Annotated in this window: 19 protein-coding genes, 3 tRNA genes, 2 rRNA genes, 1 other RNA gene and 1 other annotated feature (2 of these 26 only partly in view); of the genes, 7 read left to right on the top strand and 18 right to left on the bottom strand. The window is 41.0% G+C overall.

Annotation, left to right across the window (positions count from 1 at the left end; translation table 11 throughout):
- The 11 genes from HOO54_RS22495 to tadA all read right to left on the bottom strand — a co-directional run.
- Positions 1 to 303, bottom strand: a 23S ribosomal RNA gene (locus HOO54_RS22495); it reaches 2,629 nt to the left of the window's first position.
- Between the two features lie 88 nt (positions 304 to 391).
- A tRNA-Ala gene (locus HOO54_RS22490) sits at positions 392 to 467 on the bottom strand.
- 11 nt (positions 468 to 478) lie between these two features.
- Positions 479 to 555: transfer RNA gene (locus HOO54_RS22485), tRNA-Ile, on the bottom strand.
- 108 nt (positions 556 to 663) lie between these two features.
- Positions 664 to 2,213 (bottom strand): 16S ribosomal RNA (locus HOO54_RS22480).
- The 16S and 23S rRNA genes sit together here with 2 tRNA genes alongside, the layout of an rRNA operon.
- Positions 2,214 to 2,468: 255 nt before the next feature.
- A complete protein-coding gene (locus HOO54_RS22475; protein ID WP_172299181.1) occupies positions 2,469 to 2,735 on the bottom strand; it encodes a pro-sigmaK processing inhibitor BofA family protein in 267 nt (88 codons plus the stop codon).
- A gap of 64 nt (positions 2,736 to 2,799) precedes the next feature.
- Positions 2,800 to 3,024 carry a YaaL family protein gene (locus tag HOO54_RS22470; RefSeq protein ID WP_172299179.1) on the bottom strand — a complete coding sequence of 75 codons (225 nt, stop codon included), beginning with the start codon at positions 3,022 to 3,024 and terminating at the stop codon, positions 2,800 to 2,802.
- A gap of 21 nt (positions 3,025 to 3,045) precedes the next feature.
- Complete coding sequence (recR, locus tag HOO54_RS22465) at positions 3,046 to 3,642, bottom strand: recombination protein RecR (RefSeq protein WP_172299177.1); 597 nt, start codon at positions 3,640 to 3,642, stop codon at positions 3,046 to 3,048.
- Between the two features lie 13 nt (positions 3,643 to 3,655).
- Positions 3,656 to 3,979, bottom strand: a complete 324-nt coding sequence (locus HOO54_RS22460) for a YbaB/EbfC family nucleoid-associated protein (protein WP_172299175.1) — start codon at positions 3,977 to 3,979, stop codon at positions 3,656 to 3,658.
- A 24-nt stretch (positions 3,980 to 4,003) separates the two neighbouring features.
- The gene (gene dnaX / locus HOO54_RS22455; protein ID WP_172299173.1) at positions 4,004 to 5,707 is read right to left on the bottom strand and encodes a DNA polymerase III subunit gamma/tau; all 1,704 of its coding nucleotides are present in this window, start codon (positions 5,705 to 5,707) and stop codon (positions 4,004 to 4,006) included.
- Between the two features lie 138 nt (positions 5,708 to 5,845).
- An RNA gene (gene ffs, locus HOO54_RS22450) (signal recognition particle sRNA large type) lies at positions 5,846 to 6,111 on the bottom strand.
- An 86-nt stretch (positions 6,112 to 6,197) separates the two neighbouring features.
- A complete protein-coding gene (gene tadA, locus HOO54_RS22445) occupies positions 6,198 to 6,683 on the bottom strand; it encodes a tRNA adenosine(34) deaminase TadA (protein WP_172299171.1) in 486 nt (161 codons plus the stop codon).
- Between the two features lie 158 nt (positions 6,684 to 6,841).
- On the opposite strand from tadA, the gene HOO54_RS22440 reads away from it, so the two are divergent.
- From HOO54_RS22440 to HOO54_RS22430, 3 genes are all read left to right on the top strand, one after another.
- Positions 6,842 to 8,146 carry a glycoside hydrolase family 18 protein gene (locus HOO54_RS22440; RefSeq protein WP_253907735.1) on the top strand — a complete coding sequence of 435 codons (1,305 nt, stop codon included), beginning with the start codon at positions 6,842 to 6,844 and terminating at the stop codon, positions 8,144 to 8,146.
- A 75-nt stretch (positions 8,147 to 8,221) separates the two neighbouring features.
- A complete protein-coding gene (locus HOO54_RS22435) occupies positions 8,222 to 8,845 on the top strand; it encodes a deoxynucleoside kinase (RefSeq protein ID WP_172299167.1) in 624 nt (207 codons plus the stop codon).
- Positions 8,842 to 9,489, top strand: a complete 648-nt coding sequence (locus HOO54_RS22430; protein WP_172299165.1) for a deoxynucleoside kinase — start codon at positions 8,842 to 8,844, stop codon at positions 9,487 to 9,489. Before HOO54_RS22435 ends, HOO54_RS22430 begins: the two co-directional genes overlap by 4 nt.
- A 117-nt stretch (positions 9,490 to 9,606) precedes the next feature.
- Here HOO54_RS22430 and HOO54_RS22425 read toward each other — a convergent pair.
- Together HOO54_RS22425 and HOO54_RS22420 are read right to left on the bottom strand one after the other, a co-directional pair.
- A tRNA-Ser gene (locus HOO54_RS22425) sits at positions 9,607 to 9,699 on the bottom strand.
- 911 nt (positions 9,700 to 10,610) lie between these two features.
- Complete coding sequence (locus HOO54_RS22420) at positions 10,611 to 11,081, bottom strand: RrF2 family transcriptional regulator (RefSeq protein WP_172299163.1); 471 nt, start codon at positions 11,079 to 11,081, stop codon at positions 10,611 to 10,613.
- 138 nt (positions 11,082 to 11,219) lie between these two features.
- Here HOO54_RS22420 and HOO54_RS22415 point away from each other — a divergent pair, with 138 nt between their 5' ends.
- The 3 genes from HOO54_RS22415 to HOO54_RS22410 all read left to right on the top strand — a co-directional run bounded on the left by HOO54_RS22415 (position 11,220) and on the right by HOO54_RS22410 (position 13,569).
- Positions 11,220 to 12,164 (top strand): DMT family transporter, encoded by a 945-nt coding sequence (locus HOO54_RS22415; protein WP_172299161.1) that lies wholly within the window; start codon positions 11,220 to 11,222, stop codon positions 12,162 to 12,164.
- A complete protein-coding gene (locus HOO54_RS24825) occupies positions 12,133 to 12,255 on the top strand; it encodes a hypothetical protein (protein WP_301539294.1) in 123 nt (40 codons plus the stop codon). Before HOO54_RS22415 ends, HOO54_RS24825 begins: the two co-directional genes overlap by 32 nt.
- Before the next feature lie 183 nt (positions 12,256 to 12,438).
- Positions 12,439 to 13,569, top strand: a complete 1,131-nt coding sequence (locus HOO54_RS22410; protein WP_172299159.1) for a glycerate kinase — start codon at positions 12,439 to 12,441, stop codon at positions 13,567 to 13,569.
- Positions 13,570 to 13,596: 27 nt separating this feature from the next.
- On the opposite strand, the gene serS is transcribed toward HOO54_RS22410, so the two are convergent.
- From serS to guaB, 5 genes are all read right to left on the bottom strand, one after another.
- Entirely contained in the window at positions 13,597 to 14,874 is a 1,278-nt protein-coding gene (gene serS / locus HOO54_RS22405; RefSeq protein WP_172299157.1) for a serine--tRNA ligase, read from the bottom strand.
- A 52-nt stretch (positions 14,875 to 14,926) separates the two neighbouring features.
- Positions 14,927 to 15,143 (bottom strand) — a binding site (T-box leader).
- 52 nt (positions 15,144 to 15,195) lie between these two features.
- A complete protein-coding gene (gene pdxT / locus HOO54_RS22400; protein ID WP_172299155.1) occupies positions 15,196 to 15,786 on the bottom strand; it encodes a pyridoxal 5'-phosphate synthase glutaminase subunit PdxT in 591 nt (196 codons plus the stop codon).
- A gap of 22 nt (positions 15,787 to 15,808) precedes the next feature.
- On the bottom strand, positions 15,809 to 16,693 hold the full coding sequence (gene pdxS / locus HOO54_RS22395; protein ID WP_172299153.1) for a pyridoxal 5'-phosphate synthase lyase subunit PdxS: 885 nt from the start codon (positions 16,691 to 16,693) through the stop codon (positions 15,809 to 15,811).
- Positions 16,694 to 16,852: 159 nt separating this feature from the next.
- Positions 16,853 to 18,178, bottom strand: coding sequence for a D-alanyl-D-alanine carboxypeptidase family protein (locus HOO54_RS22390; RefSeq protein ID WP_172299151.1), 1,326 nt, complete (start codon positions 18,176 to 18,178; stop codon positions 16,853 to 16,855).
- Between the two features lie 153 nt (positions 18,179 to 18,331).
- A complete protein-coding gene (gene guaB, locus HOO54_RS22385) occupies positions 18,332 to 19,798 on the bottom strand; it encodes an IMP dehydrogenase (RefSeq protein ID WP_172299149.1) in 1,467 nt (488 codons plus the stop codon).
- Between the two features lie 121 nt (positions 19,799 to 19,919).
- Here guaB and HOO54_RS22380 point away from each other — a divergent pair, with 121 nt between their 5' ends.
- Positions 19,920 to 20,000: the 5' end (the start) of a YaaC family protein gene (locus HOO54_RS22380; protein WP_172299147.1), read on the top strand. Its footprint extends 873 nt past the window's final position; 81 of the gene's 954 nt are visible here — the first part of the coding sequence; it begins with the start codon at positions 19,920 to 19,922; its stop codon lies beyond the right edge, outside the window.

Here is a 20,000-nt window from a genome sequence, read left to right as displayed (position 1 = left end):
CTACAACCCCAAGAGGCAAGCCTCTTGGTTTGGGCTGTTCCCGTTTCGCTCGCCGCTACTCAGGGAATCGCATTTGCTTTCTCTTCCTCCGGGTACTTAGATGTTTCAGTTCCCCGGGTCTGCCTTCTCATATCCTATGTATTCAGATATGGATACTGCTCCATTACGAGCAGTGGGTTTCCCCATTCGGAAATCTCCGGATCAAAGCTTGCTTACAGCTCCCCGAAGCATATCGGTGTTCGTCCCGTCCTTCATCGGCTCCTAGTGCCAAGGCATCCACCGTGCGCCCTTTCTAACTTAACCGTTAAAAAAAGAATCACTACAGATAATTCTTGGTCTTACTTTTGAATGTGATTGTCTACTTACGTTATCTAGTTTTCAAAGAACACGTTGGTGGAGCCTAGCGGGATCGAACCGCTGACCTCCTGCGTGCAAAGCAGGCGCTCTCCCAGCTGAGCTAAGGCCCCGTATATAAAGATGGTGGGCCTGAGTGGACTCGAACCACCGACCTCACGCTTATCAGGCGTGCGCTCTAACCAGCTGAGCTACAGGCCCATCTTTTTTATGATAAAAGGAAAAAGAAGTTCCTTCAAAACTAAACAAGATCTTAAACGCACCTGTCTGGTAAGACCGAGAGGTCTTACATTCCGTATATATCCTTAGAAAGGAGGTGATCCAGCCGCACCTTCCGATACGGCTACCTTGTTACGACTTCACCCCAATCATCTGTCCCACCTTCGGCGGCTGGCTCCAAAAGGTTACCTCACCGACTTCGGGTGTTACAAACTCTCGTGGTGTGACGGGCGGTGTGTACAAGGCCCGGGAACGTATTCACCGCGGCATGCTGATCCGCGATTACTAGCGATTCCAGCTTCACGCAGTCGAGTTGCAGACTGCGATCCGAACTGAGAACAGATTTGTGGGATTGGCTTAGCCTTGCGGCTTCGCAGCCCTTTGTTCTGCCCATTGTAGCACGTGTGTAGCCCAGGTCATAAGGGGCATGATGATTTGACGTCATCCCCACCTTCCTCCGGTTTGTCACCGGCAGTCACCTTAGAGTGCCCAACTGAATGCTGGCAACTAAGATCAAGGGTTGCGCTCGTTGCGGGACTTAACCCAACATCTCACGACACGAGCTGACGACAACCATGCACCACCTGTCACTCTGCCCCCGAAGGGGACGCCCTATCTCTAGGGTTGTCAGAGGATGTCAAGACCTGGTAAGGTTCTTCGCGTTGCTTCGAATTAAACCACATGCTCCACCGCTTGTGCGGGCCCCCGTCAATTCCTTTGAGTTTCAGTCTTGCGACCGTACTCCCCAGGCGGAGTGCTTAATGCGTTTGCTGCAGCACTAAAGGGCGGAAACCCTCTAACACTTAGCACTCATCGTTTACGGCGTGGACTACCAGGGTATCTAATCCTGTTCGCTCCCCACGCTTTCGCGCCTCAGCGTCAGTTACAGACCAGAGAGTCGCCTTCGCCACTGGTGTTCCTCCACATCTCTACGCATTTCACCGCTACACGTGGAATTCCACTCTCCTCTTCTGCACTCAAGTTCCCCAGTTTCCAATGACCCTCCCCGGTTGAGCCGGGGGCTTTCACATCAGACTTAAAGAACCGCCTGCGCGCGCTTTACGCCCAATAATTCCGGACAACGCTTGCCACCTACGTATTACCGCGGCTGCTGGCACGTAGTTAGCCGTGGCTTTCTGGTTAGGTACCGTCAAGGTACCGCCCTATTCGAACGGTACTTGTTCTTCCCTAACAACAGAGTTTTACGATCCGAAAACCTTCATCACTCACGCGGCGTTGCTCCGTCAGACTTTCGTCCATTGCGGAAGATTCCCTACTGCTGCCTCCCGTAGGAGTCTGGGCCGTGTCTCAGTCCCAGTGTGGCCGATCACCCTCTCAGGTCGGCTACGCATCGTTGCCTTGGTGAGCCGTTACCTCACCAACTAGCTAATGCGCCGCGGGTCCATCTGTAAGTGGTAGCCGAAGCCACCTTTTATGATTGAACCATGCGGTTCAATCAAGCATCCGGTATTAGCCTCGGTTTCCCGGAGTTATCCCAGTCTTACAGGCAGGTTACCCACGTGTTACTCACCCGTCCGCCGCTAACCTTTCGGGAGCAAGCTCCCTATGGTCCGCTCGACTTGCATGTATTAGGCACGCCGCCAGCGTTCGTCCTGAGCCAGGATCAAACTCTCCATAAAATGGAGTGCAGATTAAGTTCGTCACTTGTGACGACATCTGCCCTGACTTGCACTAAATGTGCTTTTTTTATTACTTGAATTAACAGGTACGTTTAGTCTTGTTTAGTTTTCAAAGAACTTCATTGCCGCTCTTGAAGCGACTAGACTATAATAACACTTATTCGAATCTTCGTCAATAACTTTTTTTAAAAAAATAATTCGTCATTAACGACGAATACTAATTTAACATTTTAAAAGATACCTGTCAACAATAAATTATATAATAATAAACTGTTTAATGACAACTAACGCCACAACTCCTGGAATACCTAGTAATCCGCTGACTCCTGTTGTCACTAGATTAATCGGTACATGGACACTTAAACTCTCCCCAAATAAATTTACACAGAACAGAAATATTGTCCCAACAATTATTCTAACAGCAATAGAGCCCAGCCATTTTAACGGTTTAAAAGAAGAACCCGAAAAAAACAACAGGGCAACTAATACCAAAATTGCCCCGATCACCAAAACAGAACCCATAAATTAGCTCACTCCTCATCATTTCTAGTACAAGCATATGATGAGAAACATAAAAATAGACCTGTTAATGCCAGCTGCCAATTCTTATATTTCTTTTTTTGGCCTCCCGCAAGTAAAATAGGTATTTTGCTTCAAGTATTTTCAACTCGTGAAGAACTTCAGGGGAAGGTTCAAAACTATTTTGAATGAGTCGTTTTTGTTTATGCCACTCTTCCTTTTTTTGTACGAGTTGGTTAAACAGCTTTTCATCAAATTCTTTTCTCAGTTTTTTCTTTCGAAGAAAACCCATGGTAGATGCAATCTCCTTCCTTTACATTTCACGTCTACCTTCAAGTGCTTTAGAAAGAGTGACTTCATCCGCATACTCCAAATCTCCACCGACAGGCAGTCCATGGGCAATTCGCGACAATTTGATACCTGTTGGCTTTAAAAGTCTTGAAATGTACATAGCTGTTGCTTCTCCTTCTATATTGGGGTTTGTTGCGAGAATCACTTCCACCACTTGATCATCCTGCAATCGTTTTAATAGCTCAGATATTTTAATGTCTTCTGGACCAATGCCATCCATTGGAGAAATCGCACCATGCAGAACATGGTACAATCCTTGATATTCCTTCATTTTTTCCATGGCAATTACGTCTTTCGGGTCCTGAACAACACATATGACAGATTGATCTCTTCTCTTATCTTCACATATATAACAAGGATCTTGATCCGTAATATGGCCGCAAATTTTACAGTAGGTCAAATTACGCTTGGCGTTCACCAATGCTTTAGCAAAATCGAGCACAACATCTTCTTTCATACTAAGAACAAAAAAAGCCAGACGGACCGCCGTTTTAGGTCCGATTCCTGGCAATTTCATAAAGCTGTCAATCAGCTTTGATATTGGTTCAGGATACTGCATTCTTATTTTCCTCCTAGAATAAACCCGGCATGTTCATTCCTTTTGTGAATTTACCCATCGTTTCATTTGTTTCTTCATCAACTTGTTTCAAAGCATCATTTGTTGCTGCAAGAACAAGATCTTGAAGCATTTCAACGTCCTCAGGGTCGACGACTTCTTCCTTTATGACCACATCAATGACTTCCTTTTGTCCGTTCACTTTTACAGTGACCATTCCGCCGCCAGCTGTACCTTCAAATACTTTTTCTGCGAGTTCCTCCTGTGCCTTTTGCATATCCTTCTGCATCTTTTGCATTTGCTTCATCATTTTTTGCATGTTTCCCATTCCACCGCGCATAACTTAAACCACTCTCTTTCCTATTTAATCTTTAACTTCAATTAATTCCGCTCCAAACAATTTTTTCGCCTCTGCTATCAGCGGATCTTCCTCATCTTTTAATTCTTTTGCTTCTGATTCTTCCTGCTGGTATTCCTGCAAAAATTCTTCTCTTATTTTACCCCATTGGGCTTCAGGAACGCCAACTATATCCCTTCTTCCCCCGAGTATTCCTTCTAAAATATGCTCAAGATTTGTTCTGACACCATTATTGTCTTCAGCAACCATTTTACAATGAATTTCATATTTAAACGCGAGGACAAATGCCCGTGAAGAAGCTGCAACAGGTTCACTATCGTTTAACAATGCTGCATGTGACACTTTATTTTGTTGCTTAAGCTGAGCAAGCAATCCTCCCCAACAACCTTTTAACCTTTTTAACTCCGACTTTTCTGCACCTTTTAAAATTTCATGAATCCGGCCTATAGGAGCCTTATATCCACTTTTTGTACTTTTGGGTGAGCGAGATGTTTCTTTTGGCTGATTTGAGGTTGCAGATATTGACACTCCTGCTGTTTTCAGCTTTTCAATCTCCTGCTCCAACTGGTGAACCTTGTTCATGAGCCCGTCTACTTCAGATTGATTAGCTGAATGCGATTCGGTTTTCGCACCCTGACAAAGCTTCACAACTGCAACTTCAAAAAAGACACGCGGATGATTCGTCCACTTCATTTCCTGATGACTTTTATTTAAAATATCAATCATTTCATAAAGAACAGGTGCAGGAATTTGCTGAGAAAGATTTTTGAACTCCTCATCTACTTTCACCTTTTCGAGGACACCCTCTAAATCAGGGGCTGTTTGATAAAGAAGCATATCCCTAAAATAGAAAATCATATCTTCGATCAGTTTTGCCGGATCTTTCCCTTGTTGAAACAATTCACTTAGTGTTTCTAAAGCGCTTGTCACATTTTGCTCATGAAGTGAAGAGGCTAGTTTACTTATATATTGTTGAGAGACCGCTCCAGTGATCAGCAAAGCATCATCAATCGTGAGCTCGTCACCGCTGAAGGATATTGCCTGATCAAGCAAGCTCAATGCATCTCTCATTCCTCCATCTGCAGCCCCTGCAATGATCTCCAGTGCACCTTCTTGTACATGATATCGCTCAGTTTCTACAATTTTCCCTATTCGTCCGACAATCGCCTGTAAAGTGATTCTTTTAAAATCAAAACGTTGGCATCTTGAAATAATTGTTAAAGGGATCTTGTGCGGCTCAGTTGTTGCAAGAATAAAAAGGCAATGCTCAGGCGGCTCCTCAAGCGTTTTGAGAAGAGCGTTGAATGCACCAATAGAAAGCATATGAACTTCATCTATAATATATACTTTATAGTTGACACTAGACGGGGCAAATTTTACTTTATCCCGAATATCACGTATTTCATCTACACCATTATTAGATGCTGCATCAATCTCAATCACATCTGAAATTGTACCGTTTGTAATACCTTGACATGCAGAACACTGATTACAAGGTTCACTAACTGGAGCATGCTCACAGTTTACAGCCTTGGCAAAAAGCTTTGCTGCGGATGTTTTTCCTGTTCCCCTTGGACCAGAAAACAGATAAGCATGAGAAAATTTCTTTTGTATAAGGGCATTTTGTAACGTTTTCGTGATGTGCTCCTGACCGACTACATCTGCAAATATCTGCGGTCTGAACACTCTGTATAAAGCCTGATAACTCACAAACGCGCCCTCCTCTTAATGTCTTCATCCTTATTATACATGAAGCTGCCGGCAATTCCAAAAGCTCTTTCTTAAGAAAAAAACACAAAAAACTCATCTATCCGAAGATAGATGAGTTGTCATTTGATGATTGATTTACCGTGCACCTTCTGTCGATTCGCTACCCTAAGCGTTACTTAAGCAGTTAGCTCAGCTCAGGCAACCCTGCGGCACATGAAAGGTTCCACTTAATGCTGCTTCCTTCCGGACCTGACATAGTTCATGGATTTCCATTGCGCAGGACCCAAACGTCAACACCACTTGCTTAAGGCAGACCTTAAAGTAAACGAACCTCGAGAAAGGGATTCGGCCTCGCTCGAGCGGATTGCGAGTACAGGGCACCGCTACCTCCCCGCTTAGCACGGCAAAATAAATATCAAATTTTAGGTGAGCGTCTAATTGTGACACAATCAATATTATAGCTTGTTTCACCCTAAATTGCAAATTTTCGTCATTGGGAATGTTTCCCCTTTGCTAGCTTCTTTTTTGTCCGTAGTTTCCTGAAAAAGTCACTAAGTAGACGTCCACATTCTTCTTCCATTACTCCGCTCACTACTTCAGCTTGATGATTAAAACGCTTCTCCTGAAGAAGATTCATTAAAGTACCAGCACAGCCACCTTTTGGGTCAGGTGCTCCAAAAACAACTTTCCCAATCCTTGACAGCACAACTGCTCCGGCACACATTGGACAAGGCTCAAGCGTTACATAAAGAACTGCATTCTCAAGACGCCATGTTCCTAATTTTTTGCATGCTCTGTCGATAACAAGCATTTCCGCATGTGCAATCGACCGTTGGTCTGTTTCCCGCAAATTATGAGCGCGGGCGATTATTTCATGATCAAGAACGAGCACAGCACCAATCGGCACTTCCCCTTTTTCTTCCGCTCTTTTTGCTTCTTGAATAGCTTCATTCATATAAATTTCATCTTGTGTCATTCAACGCACACTTTCAATGTTTATTTAAGATTGCTCTATGTTCTAGATTACTGATCAAGATGGAATTTGGCAAGTTGTTATCACTCCCACTCAACTAAAAAAATGGCGCATGAAACAAAGTTCCCCTTCATATAGTGATAGCAATGAGGAAGGAGGTTATGTTCATGCAAATTTATGTTGTAAAAAGAGGCGATAGTTTATACACAATTGCTAATCGTTATAAAACAACAGTTAATGAAATAATCGAAACAAACGAAATTCCAAATCCAAATCGTCTTGTTGTCGGACAAACCATTGTGATCCCAATTGCCGGACAATTTTACGAGGTAAAACAAGGTGATACACTGACAACAATTGGTCGCCGTTTTAACATATCTGCTGCTGAACTGGCGAGAATCAACCGAATTCAACAAACCGTTCCTTTACGTGTGGGATTATTATTGTACATCCCCCCACGACCTAAACGAAGAATTGAAACAAATGCTTATCTAGAACCACGGGGAACTAGAATCTCTCCCTCTCTTTTAGGAGCAGCGCGAGAGGCAGCCCCATACTTAACCTATCTAGGTTCTTTCAGTTTCCAAGCAAACCGTGACGGAACACTCAAAAATCCGCCACTTAACGGTTTAAAAGAAATCGCCGACAGACAGCGGGTCACATCAATGATGGTTGTGACTAACCTTGAAAATGAAGCTTTTAGCAGTGAGCTTGGCAGAATTATATTAACAAACGAGACTGTGAAAAACAGACTCCTCAATGAAATTGTTGCTACCGCAAGACAATACGGCTTCAGAGATATTCATTTTGATTTTGAATATTTAAGACCTCAGGATAGAGAGGCATATATTCGATTTTTGCGTCAAGCAAGAAACCGTATTAAACAGGAAGGATGGTTTATTTCTGCAGCTCTTGCTCCTAAAACGAGAGCTGACCAACCGGGACAATGGTATGAGGCCCACGATTATCGGGCAATTGGCCAAATCGTCGATTTTGTTGTCTTAATGACATATGAATGGGGCTACAGCGGGGGACCGCCACTAGCTGTATCACCGATTGGTCCAGTGCGGGAAGTAGTCGAGTATGCACTCACCGAAATGCCGGCAAATAAAATCATGTTGGGACAAAATTTATATGGTTATGATTGGACACTTCCATATACTCCAGGTGGAGAATACGCCAAAGCCGTTAGCCCTCAGCAGGCTATTGTCATTGCAAGTGAAAATAATGTCGCCATCTCCTATGATGAGAAAGCCCAGGCACCATTTTTCCGCTATACAGACAAAGCGGGTAAACGACATGAGGTTTGGTTTGAGGATGCTCGATCGATTCAGGCAAAATTCAATCTGATTAAAGAATTAAACTTGAGAGGAATCAGTTATTGGAAGCTTGGCTTATCATTTCCGCAAAACTGGCTCTTAATTGCCGATCAGTTTAATGTTGAGAAAAAAACGTTCCCAAGTTAATGGAGCGTTTTTTTCATGGCAATGGAAGGGGATATGATAAAATAAAATAATCATGAATATGACTGGAGGACAACTATGCACACAACCCCTTTCATCGCTGTTGAAGGACCAATTGGGGCGGGGAAAACAACATTAGCCTCCATGCTTTCAGAACGACTCCATCTTTCTTTAGTCAAGGAAATTGTTGAAGAGAACCCTTTTCTAGATAAATTTTATGAAAATCAACATGAATGGAGCTTCCAACTGGAAATGTTTTTCCTCTGCAACCGCTATAAACAGCTTGAAGATTTAGAAAATAAATTTTTATATATGAATACCCCGGTAATTTCAGATTATCATATTTATAAAAATCTTATTTTTGCCGAACAAACATTAACAGGCAAAAAACTTAAGAAATATAAAAAAATTTACACATTACTGACGGAGGACTTGCCCCTTCCAAATCTTATGATCTATATTCAGGCAAGTGTTCCCACATTATTAAAGCGGATCAAAAAGCGTGGTCGGCCGTTTGAACAGCAAATGGATAAGCAGTATTTAGAACAGTTAATTGCAAGTTATCATACAGCTATTCAACAAATAAAAGCAAAAAACCCATCATTACCAATTATTGAAATAAACGGAGATCAGGACGATTTTGTCATGTCTGAAGCAGTTTTCAATAGAATTGTCGATCAAGTAAAGGAGTATGTAAAATGACTGAACATGCTATTCCCAAAAATGCCATTATTACTGTTGCAGGTACGGTAGGAGTTGGGAAATCCACATTAACAAAAGAACTTGCAAAAAAACTCGATTTTAAAACTTCCCTTGAGAAAGTTGTCAACAACCCCTATTTAGACGCTTTTTACAAAGACTTCAAACGCTGGAGTTTTCATTTACAAATATTCTTTTTGGCAGAACGTTTTAAAGAACAAAAATATATATATGAATCTGGCGGCGGATTTGTACAAGATCGATCGATTTATGAAGATACAGGTATCTTTGCCCAAATGCATGCAGAAAAAGGAACTATGTCAAAAGTCGATTATAAAACCTATACAAGTCTTTTTGAAGCAATGGTTATGACACCATACTTCCCGCATCCAGATGTTTTGATTTACTTAGAAGGAGATTTGGATGCCATCTTAGCGCGCATCCAACAACGCGGACGAGAAATGGAACTGCAAACAGATCAGTCTTATTGGGAAGAAATGTATGAAAGATATCAAAATTGGATCGGCGGTTTTAATGCCTGTCCAGTCGTAAGGATCAACATAGAAGAATATGACTTGTTCGACAATCCTTCTTCCCTCGACTCTGTCATTGAGAAAATAAGCAAAACGATTGAAAGATCATCATAAAAAAGCGCGGAACTCGCGCTTTTTCTCTTGACATATAAAAAATCCGTTGCCTTATTATAGCAACGGTTTACAATCTCCAATTTATGCTTTTTCATTCATTTCAATGTAAATCAATAATGGCGGAGGAAGAGGGATTCGAACCCCCGCGGGCTTTGACACCCCTGTCGGTTTTCAAGACCGATCCCTTCAGCCGGACTTGGGTATTCCTCCGTATCGACAAGAATTAATATAACATGTCCCATCTATTTAAGTCAAGATAAATTTCAAAATAAAATGATTTAATTGCTGACTATCTTATTATTATATGCAAGAACTGATGAATATGCAAAGGGTGGATGACGATGTGGAAACAATTTGTTAAAAATCTTTCAAATGAATATACTTTTAAGCAGCCAGTGAAGTCATCTATGTTAGTAAACAGAAAAAAAGTTTCATATAGAACTTCCTCATGAGTTAGTTTTAACAGGTGGAATATACGATCTATATGAATACTTCCTCATTTGGTCTGCAAGCAGAATGATAGAAGAGAATAATTTTTTTAGAAATTTCTAAGATGGTAAAGATATATATATGCCTTTTGATCATCACTTTTTTATTGCTGATGCAGAAAATGGCGGGTTGTCACAACAGGCAAGAAATTTTCTTCAATAGTACACATTACTATTCCGATCACGGCGCAACTCAAAAAAATTCAAAGAACTTTTATATATACCCTTCTTAAGCTTTACTTCCTCTTTTTTATGAAACCCAAGTCAAGAACACAGTGATAATCGAGCTTTTAAGCACAAGAACAGAAAGCACTTTTTTACCTGCTGTTCTTGTCGTATTTCAGCTCTAAAACACAAGTACAACCAGCAAAACTTTTTTCAAAGGATACATCTACCCTAGCCGCCCTTTTAGAATCTGGATAAAGGCATAATTGTTGAGTGAATTAAAGTATGAAAACAATCTAAGTCTACAGAGGGTTTTAACACTAATAATAATATAGTTTTGATGGTTTCAAATCTGGGTTTTCGCCTTGTATTTTGGGCAATTTTAACCGGATTACTCCTTTGAGAATTACTTTACACATAGCATAATAAGTGCTTTTTGCGCCTTTCTTATCAGAAAACTCCTTCTTTCTAAATATTAGCCTTAATCCAGTCGTCTAAATCAGTAAGATCGTGAGCTTTTTCTACTTGAGTTAATAGTGATTCTAATGTTACAGCAGTCATCGTTGATTTAAGTGTATCTTCAATATGTTCCATAGCTTTAGAAATAGCACATTTTTGAACTTCAGATTTGTCCTTATTTAAAAATTTCGCTAATAAATTTTGGCTAGCAAATACTTTGCCACGCCCCTCAAGAGCAACGAAAATTTTATAAAAATCAATTTCTTCGAGTGGAATTACAAGCGAGAAGCCCCCAGCTTTACCAGGCGAAGATTTGACAAGACCTTCATTTACCAATGCTTTAATGATTTTCTTGAGATAAGAGTGAGAAACTCCCAGTCTTTCACTAAGTGCAAGAGAGTTAATTGCCTTATTTTCAGGTAATTTCGACAAAATTAGTAGAACGTAAATAGCTTGTTCCCAACCAGATGAAATTTTCATTTGATATTCCTCCTGAATAGTTTTATTATTATCATTAGGGATAAACAATGTAACTAATACATCTTATAGCCCTATATCTTTTACTATATCATATTTTTTGACTTGGTACACGGAAGGAGGGGCGGAAGGGAGCAAAAATTGAATAATGCAAATTCTAAAAATCAAAATTTTTTGGTTGCTATTCTACTTACAACGATTTTTATGGGTTCATCATTCCCAACGGGAAAATTTCTAATTTCTGTTGAACATGTACCACCGTTTTTATTGGGAGGATGGAGATTTCTTCTTGCTGGAATTCTAATGTTATTATGGTCCCTAATAACTGGTGGGTTTAAGACACTTATTCCAGAAAGTGCTGGAGATAAGAAAAAAGGTTTCTTACTTGTTGCTGTGATTGGACTCTTACAGACAACAGGAACTATGGGATTTCTCAACCTTTCAATGGCAGCTGGAGTTTCATCGTCAATGTCATCAATCATACTGTTTACAAATCCTTTGTGGCTTGCTATAATAGCGCACTTTATGCTAAATGATAAATTGAATCGTTGGAAAATCCTTTCATTGATTTTAGGTTTTGCAGGAGTTGTTGTATGCTTGGGATTAGAAAGTAGCAGAGTGGGGATTGGTTTACTCTTTGCATTGCTTGGATCGTTATGTTGGTCTGTCAATACAGTCATTACTAAGAAAGTTCCTTTTGATAAAGGATCATGGATCTTCACAGCTTGGCAACTATTGCTTGGAGGCCTATGCATGCTTATATTGTCTCCACTTATGCATGAAAGCTATAATACCGTTCATATCAGTAGTTGGGGATGGATTTGGTTTGTTTGGATCGTTATACCTGCAAGCGTTGGATCATTTGGGTTATGGTTTTATAGTCTACGTCAGAGAGGAGCAACTATCGCAAGTGGTTTTCTATTTTTAGTTCCTCTCTTTTCAACTATTTTCTCGGTCATAGGTTTGCATGATAAATTTTCTATTCAGCTTGTTGTAGGTGGCTTATTAATTGTTTCATCCTTATTTTTCTTAAATAAGAAGGAGGTTAAAAAGGATGGAAGTCGGAAATGGAATTATGGTAAATGAAGGACAACAATGGTCATTTGGTAATCATATTGCCTCTTCATTGGATGAGCATGTGAAAAATTTTAGCTTGGTGTCGCGGGTGCAGCAATGATTCACACAGAGCCAACGTACTTGATCACATGCCTCACGGTAGTTTTTTCATGCTGCAGGGGGGAGTGTCTTCATGTAGATGAAAGAATGCCTGAAACTGATTCCTTACCGGCTTGATCTTAACCATTATCTCAACTTTGCTTTTTGGAATTTTTAATTCTTTATTTAAAAAGGAGCAGAAACTATGAAAGTTGTGATTGCACCTGATTCATTCAAGGAAAGCATGACCTCTATGGAAGCGGCCCAAAGCATTGAAAAAGGCTTTAAGGCGGTGTTTCCTGATGCCGAATATCTCAAAATTCCGGTTGCTGATGGCGGAGAAGGAACCGTTCAGGCTCTCGTCGATGCGACAGGCGGAACATTGCTTGACAAAATGGTAACCGGACCTCTTGGAGCACCGGTAAAAGCGGTTTACGGACTGCTTGGCGACGGAAAAACAGCTGTGATTGAAATGACGGAAGCCTCAGGTCTCCACCTCGTTCCGCCAAAGCAGAGAAATCCGCTTGTGACGACGACAAGAGGAACTGGGGAACTCATTTTGGATGCCGTCGAAAAAGGCGCAGCTAAAATCATTATCGGACTTGGCGGAAGTGCGACAAACGATGGAGGTGCTGGGATGGCCAGCGCCCTCGGAGTAAAATTTCTCAATCAGGATGGACAGGAGATTCAAGATGGCGGCGGATACCTGTCCCAAATCGAACAAATGGACATGAGCGGTCTCCACCCTACATTAAGGCATGTCAAATTTGAAGCTGCTTGTGACGTCGATAATCCCCTCACAGGCCCGCGTGGTGCATCTGCCATATTTGGCCCGCAAAAAGGTGCGACTGAAGAAATGGTTATCAATTTAGATCATCATTTAAAACATTACGCTCAAGTCATCAACCAAGAATTAAACTGTGATACTGATTCACTTCCCGGTGCCGGTGCGGCGGGCGGATTGGGAGCAGGCTTGCATGCCTTTTTAAATACCGAGTTAAAAAGCGGTGTTGATATTGTTTTGGATACATTGGCTTTTTCTGAGTTCATTAAAGGAGCTGACCTTGTCATTACAGGTGAAGGAAAAATAGATGGTCAAACCATCTATGGAAAAACGCCGGCCGGTGTCGCCAAACGGGCCAGTGCAGCGAACATTCCCGTGATTGCGTTCACAGGCTCTCTTGGCATGGGATGGGAGCATGTTTATGATAAAGGAATCTCGGCTCTTTTTTCTATTGTGCCGGGTATCTGTTCTTTGGAGGATTCCCTTGCCAATGGCAGTATCAACTTGGAGCATTGCGCGCGAAATGTCGCCGCAGTTTGGTCATTAAAATAAAAAAGGCGCGCCCATGACGCACCTTTTTTATGCTTTAATGACTTCTCTATTTCCCATATAGGGTTGGAGAACTTTCGGAATCATGACACTGCCATCTTCCTGTTGATAATTTTCTAATATTGCTGCAACTGTTCTACCAACTGCCAATCCGGAACCATTCAGGGTATGGACATGTTCTGGTTTGCCTTTTGCTTCTCTTCTAAATCTGATATTGGCACGTCTTGCCTGAAAAGCTTCAAAATTACTACATGAAGAGATTTCACGATATGTATGTTGGCTTGGGATCCAAACTTCGATATCGTATTTTTTGGCCGCTGTAAAGCCAAGGTCGCCCGTACACATGCTTAAGACTCGATAAGGAAGGTCTAACAGTTGAAGCACTCTTTCGGCCTGATTTGTTAGTTTTTCAAGTTCTTCATATGAGTCTTCCGGCTTTACAAACTTAACAAGCTCAACTTTATTAAATTGATGCTGCCGAATCAATCCCCTTGTATCACGTCCCGCTGAACCGGCTTCTGAACGAAAACAAGCACTAAATGCGGCATAATTCATTGGAAGCATGTCAGCAGCTAAAATTTCATCACGATGCAAGTTTGTGACTGGGACTTCTGCCGTCGGAATCAGAAAATAGTCAGCTTCCCTAATTTTAAAGGCATCTTCCTCAAACTTAGGGAGCTGCCCTGTTCCAGTCATGCTTGTCCGATTGACCATATAAGGCGGGAGTATTTCTGTATAGCCGTATTCATCTACATGCAAATCAAGCATTAAATTGAATAATGCGCGCTCAAGCCGCGCCCCTAGTCCTTTATAAAAAACAAAGCGGCTACCCGTTACTTTTCCAGCTCGTTCAAAATCAAGAATGTCCAGCTCATCAGCAATGTCCCAATGAGGTTTTGCTTCAAATGCAAAATCCGGGAGTTTGCCCCATTTACGGACCTCAACATTGTCGTCTTCAGTCTCACCGACCGGAACAGACTCGTGCGGAATGTTCGGAATTGAGAGCATGATCTTGTCTAAAGAAGATTCTACCGTTCTCAAACTTTCATCAAGCTGTTTAATTTGTTCGCCAACTTCGCGCATTTCTTTAATCAAATGGTCAGCTTCTTTTTTCTCGCGCTTTAAAGCTGCCACCTGTTGAGACACCTCATTACGCTTGCTTTTCAGTTCTTCAACTTCGACAATCAATTCTCTTCTTTTCGCATCGAGCTCTTCAAATTGATCAAAATCTGTTAGATCTTCTCCTCTGTGTGTTAGCTTTTCTTTAATCTCTTGTAAATTAGCCCGTAACAGTTTGATGTCAAGCATCAGCTTTCACTCCTTTTATATTTAACCGAAAAAAAACTCCCGTCCCCCAAAGTAAAGGGACGAGAGCTCTCGCGTTGCCACCCTGATTGAAAACAAGACAAACCGCTTGCTTTCCGCTCGATTTGATAACGGTTTTCCCGTAAATGCTTACTTACATGTTCAGCATTTCGCTCAAGGACGGATTCAGACAGCATCTTTCACCGATTCACACCAACCATCGGCTCTCTTGGAAAGAGAGGCTTCCTACTGCTTCCTGTCAACGCTTTTCGATCTATGGTTATTTTATAAATGTACTACAAGTTTTCTCCGCTTTCAACTGTTTTATACGTTGGCTTCTTTCTTATACTTTTCCACCATTTCAATAAATAGTTTCGTTATTCTGTGATCATCCGTCAGTTCAGGATGAAAAGAACATCCAAGAAGATTCCCTTGTTTTGCAGCAACAATTTTCCCATTATGCTCTGAAAGAACATCTACATTTTTGCCTACTTCCAGAATGTGAGGAGCTCGGATAAACACCCCTGTAAACTGTTCTTCCAATCCTTTAACAGTTAGATCAGCTTCAAAGCTTTCTCTTTGCCTTCCAAAGGAATTTCGCTCTACTGTTACATCTAAAACTCCAAGGTGACTTTCAGAAGAACCAACAACCTTTTTCGCCAACATGATCAAGCCTGCACAAGTTCCGAACAGCGGTTTACCAGATGCTACAAAATCACGAAGCGGCTTCATGAACTGATATGTATCAATCAGCCGTCTCATTGTTGTACTTTCACCGCCCGGTAAGATCAGACCGTCAATTTCATTGAGCTCCTCAGGCCATTTAATGACTTTTGCGGTCGCTCCGCATGCTTCAATTGAGCGAATATGTTCCCTTATAGCTCCTTGAAGTCCTAGCACACCAATTGTCAGCATGTCTTTTGTCTCCTTGTATATTTTACCAGCCGCGTTCTTGCATACGCTGTTCTGGCAGCAGATTAGAAATTTCAATACCTTTCATTGCAGTTCCAAGCTCTTTTGAAAGCTCGGCAATCAGCTTATAATCCGTATAATGAGTCGTTGCTTCAACAATAGCTTTCGCAAATTTCGCTGGATTATCAGATTTGAAAATACCAGATCCGACAAAAACACCGTCAGCACCAAGCTCCATCATTAATGCAGCATCCGCAGGTGTCGCTACACCACCGGCAGCAAAGTTTACAACTGGCAGACGACCTTCCGCTTTAATTTGTTGTAATAATTCATAAGGGGCGCCAAGGTTTTTCGCCTCAGTCATAAGCTCATCATCACTCATACTGACAACTTTGCGTACTTGGGCATTCACCTTTCTCATGTGTCGAACCGCTTCAACGATATTGCCTGTTCCCGGCTCACCCTTCGTCCGGAGCATAGATGCACCTTCTGCAATCCTACGTGTAGCTTCACCAAGGTCACGGCAACCACACACAAATGGAACAGTGTATTCCTTTTTATGTAGGTGGAATTCTTCATCTGCAGGAGTTAAAACTTCACTTTCATCAATATAGTCAACGCCTAGCGCTTCAAGAACACGCGCTTCAACGATATGTCCGATTCGTGCTTTTGCCATGACTGGAATAGAAACGGCATTCATGACTTCCTCGACAATTGTCGGGTCGGCCATGCGAGCGACCCCGCCAGCTGCACGGATATCAGCTGGAACACGCTCAAGCGCCATAACAGCAACAGCACCAGCTTCTTCTGCAATTTTTGCTTGTTCAGCATTGACAACGTCCATAATGACGCCGCCTTTCTGCATTTCTGCCATACCGCGTTTTACTCGATCAGTTCCTGTTTGAGCCATTTCAAAGATCCTCCTCAAAAATAGAATGTTCAGATTTAATCTTATTGTATCCTATAATTCAACAAAATCCTATGAAAAAACACGAAGATTATTTGAATTTCGGAGCAAATCGTTAGGAGATAACAAAGAAGAGCCCTAATCATTTAGAGCTCTTCTTCATTAAAACCAACCTGTCACAATGTCAACAATGCTGTTCCAAAGGTTAGCAAAAAAGCCACCAATACTCCGCATTGTTAAAACAAACCAGTTCGCTTCCTCAACTTCTTCTTTTGCCACTAGGTTTACATTTGAAACATTGTTTTCGAGGAACCCGTAATCTTTTTCTTCCCCCTGATAAGATACAGTCAGTCGACCGACTTTTTCACCTTTTTTTACTGGTGCCGTCAATTCTTTATGATCTAGTATTGCTTTTGCTTTATAGTGCTTCTCTTCACCATTTTTAACAGGAATTTTTATAGCTTTATCTGTGACAATGTTTACTTCTTGTTCGCTACCTTTATCGACTTCGACCGTGTTTTTCCCTTTGATGGTTTCATTTTTACCATAAAGTTGTTTCATTGAGAAATGGTTAAAGGCATAGTCCAACATTTTTTTTGTTTCTTTAAATCGTCCTGTATGCAAATCACCTTTTGCATCTAGGACAACAGAAATGACGCGCATTCCATTTCTTTCAGCAGTAGCAGTGAAGCACGATCCAGCTGAATCAGTCGATCCGGTTTTCAGCCCGTCTACACCTTTATATTCCTGAACAAGACCTTTGAGCATGAAGTTCCAGTTTGGCATATCCATTTCATCGTCAGTGCCTTTTCTGAACTTCATTTTAGGAATGCTTGCCGTATCCAAAATCTCAGGATACTTTTTTACTAAACGATCAGCAAGCAGTACCATGTCTCTTGCAGATACTTTATTTTCATCATTAGGGTTTGTCCCACTTGGATGCTTCCCATGAAGTTCTTTATTTTCCAAACCTGTAGCATTTACAAATTTGTAATTTTTCATACCCAATTCTTTAGCTTTTTTATTCATTAATTCAACAAACTTCGATTCAGAACCGGCAATGATTTCTGAAAGGGCTATTGCGGCTGCATTAGCAGAGTATATAGCAGTTGCCTCATAAAGCTCTTTGACAGTGTATGAGCCATCTTTACGCAAGGGAACATTGGATAGCTTCGTATCCTGAGATATTTCATAGACATAATCATCTGGCGTATATTTTTGATCCCATTTCACTTTACCTTCTTTAATTGCTTCTAAAAGAAGGTACTCCGTCATCATTTTTGCCATGCTGGCAATTGGAAGCCGCTTATCAGCATTTTTACTGTATAATATTTTGCCTGATGATGCCTCTACAATAATCGCCGCTTTTGCATCTACATGAATTGGATCATTCGCAGCTTTTGCTTTTGATGTTGGAGAAAATGCTCCTATTGTCACGGCAAAAGCAACAAACACCATGATCAACTGTTTAATTTTCTTGCTTTTCAAAACTGATACCTCCGCTTTTCATTAGATTGAGATTTATATCAAAGCCATTAAAGACATTTTTTGAACACAGCATTTAAATTTTATCATAATAAAGCAAAAAAAAATAGACAGAGGATGCTCTCTGTCTAAAGTTTAATATTTGTCATAATTACATTAAGAAATCGTGTAATTTGGCGATTCTTTTGTAATTTGTACATCATGAGGATGGCTTTCTCGCAATCCCGAACCAGTCATACGAATGAACTGTGATTCTTCCCTTAAAGATTTCAAATCTTTAGCGCCGCAATAACCCATTCCCGCTCTCAAACCTCCGACAAGCTGGTAAATGGAATCAGCTACAGGTCCTTTATAAGGTGTCCGGCCTTCAATACCTTCAGGGACGAATTTCTTGTTTTCTTCTTGGAAATAGCGATCCTTGCTGCCTTTTTCCATTGCAGCAACAGACCCCATACCACGATACACTTTAAACCGTCTGCCTTGGTAAATTTCTGTCTCTCCTGGACTTTCTGATGTACCTGCAAGAAGGCTTCCCAACATAACAGCATGTCCACCAGTTGCCAAGGCTTTTACAATGTCTCCAGAAAACTTGATTCCTCCATCAGCAATAATTGTTTTACCATGCTTTCTAGCTTCTGTTGCACAGTCATATATTGCCGTAATTTGCGGAACACCAACACCAGCGACAATGCGAGTCGTGCAAATGGATCCCGGACCAATACCGACTTTTACAACATCAGCACCAGCTTCAATTAACGATTTTGTTGCTTCTGCAGTTGCTACGTTTCCTGCAATAATATTTAAATCAGGATATGTTTCACGAATATTTTTGACTGTCTCAATTACGCCTTTTGAGTGGCCATGGGCTGTATCAACGACAATAACATCGACATTAGCTTCAACTAGCTTATGAACACGTGTCATTGAATCGCCTGTGATTCCAACCGCAGCACCGACCAATAAACGTCCATGAACATCTTTTGCTGAATTTGGAAATTCAATGACCTTTTCAATATCTTTAATTGTGATAAGGCCTTTTAAAACACCTTGATCATCTAAAAGAGGGAGTTTTTCAATTTTATATTTCTGAAGAATTTTTTCCGCTTCATCTAAAGTTGTGCCGACAGGAGCTGTGACAAGTTCTTCTTTTGTCATAACATCACTAATTTTCATTGAATAATCAGCAATAAATCGAAGATCACGATTCGTAATGATACCAACTAATTTTTGATTTTCTTCATTATCGACAATTGGAACACCTGAGATCTTGTATTTACCCATTAAGTGCTCTGCATCAAAAACTTGATGTTCTGGTGTTAAAAAAAATGGATTAGTAATTACACCGCGCTCTGAACGTTTTACTTTATCAACTTGTTCAGCTTGCTGTTCGATAGACATGTTTTTATGGATCACACCCATTCCACCTTGTCTAGCTATAGCAATCGCCATTTCGGACTCTGTTACTGTATCCATACCTGCACTGATGATTGGAACGTTTAGCTTAATAGATGATGTAAGCTGCACGGATAAATCAACATCACGCGGAAGAACCTCTGATTTAGCCGGTATAAGTAAAACATCATCAAATGTTAAGCCTTCTTTCGAAAATTTACTTTCCCACATAGTAAATCCCCCTCTTTTCGGCAAAATATTATATGTAGATTATCAACTTGAATACCAACTGTCAAGAAAGTGAAAAACAGTTGTAATATTCCGAAAATAAAATAAGAGGGAAGTGGAGTTTATGAAAAGTAAGGGATGGACGGAATTAAGGCTTTTTTATTCTCTTGAAACTGTACAATATTTTCTTGAAATGGTATATAAA

The organism is Bacillus sp. WMMC1349, assembly GCF_013155385.1.
Taxonomy (GTDB): Bacteria; Bacillota; Bacilli; order Bacillales; family Bacillaceae; genus Bacillus.
This window is presented reverse-complemented; position numbering and strand designations above follow the sequence as displayed.

Excerpts from the sequence above, each read along its gene's own strand:
- HOO54_RS22420 (WP_172299163.1), bottom strand. The coding sequence starts at position 11,081 with ATGAAAATTTCATCTGGTTGGGAACAAGCTATTTACGTTCTACTAATT.
- HOO54_RS22430 (WP_172299165.1), top strand. The coding sequence starts at position 8,842 with ATGACTGAACATGCTATTCCCAAAAATGCCATTATTACTGTTGCAGGT.
- HOO54_RS22470 (WP_172299179.1), bottom strand. The coding sequence starts at position 3,024 with ATGGGTTTTCTTCGAAAGAAAAAACTGAGAAAAGAATTTGATGAAAAG.
- HOO54_RS22475 (WP_172299181.1), bottom strand. The coding sequence starts at position 2,735 with ATGGGTTCTGTTTTGGTGATCGGGGCAATTTTGGTATTAGTTGCCCTG.
- pdxT (WP_172299155.1), bottom strand. The coding sequence starts at position 15,786 with ATGCTGACAATTGGTGTGCTAGGACTTCAAGGAGCTATAAGGGAACAT.
- HOO54_RS22440 (WP_253907735.1), top strand. The coding sequence starts at position 6,842 with ATGTTCATGCAAATTTATGTTGTAAAAAGAGGCGATAGTTTATACACA.
- HOO54_RS22435 (WP_172299167.1), top strand. The coding sequence starts at position 8,222 with ATGCACACAACCCCTTTCATCGCTGTTGAAGGACCAATTGGGGCGGGG.
- HOO54_RS22410 (WP_172299159.1), top strand. The coding sequence starts at position 12,439 with ATGAAAGTTGTGATTGCACCTGATTCATTCAAGGAAAGCATGACCTCT.
- guaB (WP_172299149.1), bottom strand. The coding sequence starts at position 19,798 with ATGTGGGAAAGTAAATTTTCGAAAGAAGGCTTAACATTTGATGATGTT.
- tadA (WP_172299171.1), bottom strand. The coding sequence starts at position 6,683 with ATGACACAAGATGAAATTTATATGAATGAAGCTATTCAAGAAGCAAAA.
- pdxS (WP_172299153.1), bottom strand. The coding sequence starts at position 16,693 with ATGGCTCAAACAGGAACTGATCGAGTAAAACGCGGTATGGCAGAAATG.
- HOO54_RS24825 (WP_301539294.1), top strand. The coding sequence starts at position 12,133 with ATGGAAGTCGGAAATGGAATTATGGTAAATGAAGGACAACAATGGTCA.
- HOO54_RS22460 (WP_172299175.1), bottom strand. The coding sequence starts at position 3,979 with ATGCGCGGTGGAATGGGAAACATGCAAAAAATGATGAAGCAAATGCAA.
- serS (WP_172299157.1), bottom strand. The coding sequence starts at position 14,874 with ATGCTTGACATCAAACTGTTACGGGCTAATTTACAAGAGATTAAAGAA.
- recR (WP_172299177.1), bottom strand. The coding sequence starts at position 3,642 with ATGCAGTATCCTGAACCAATATCAAAGCTGATTGACAGCTTTATGAAA.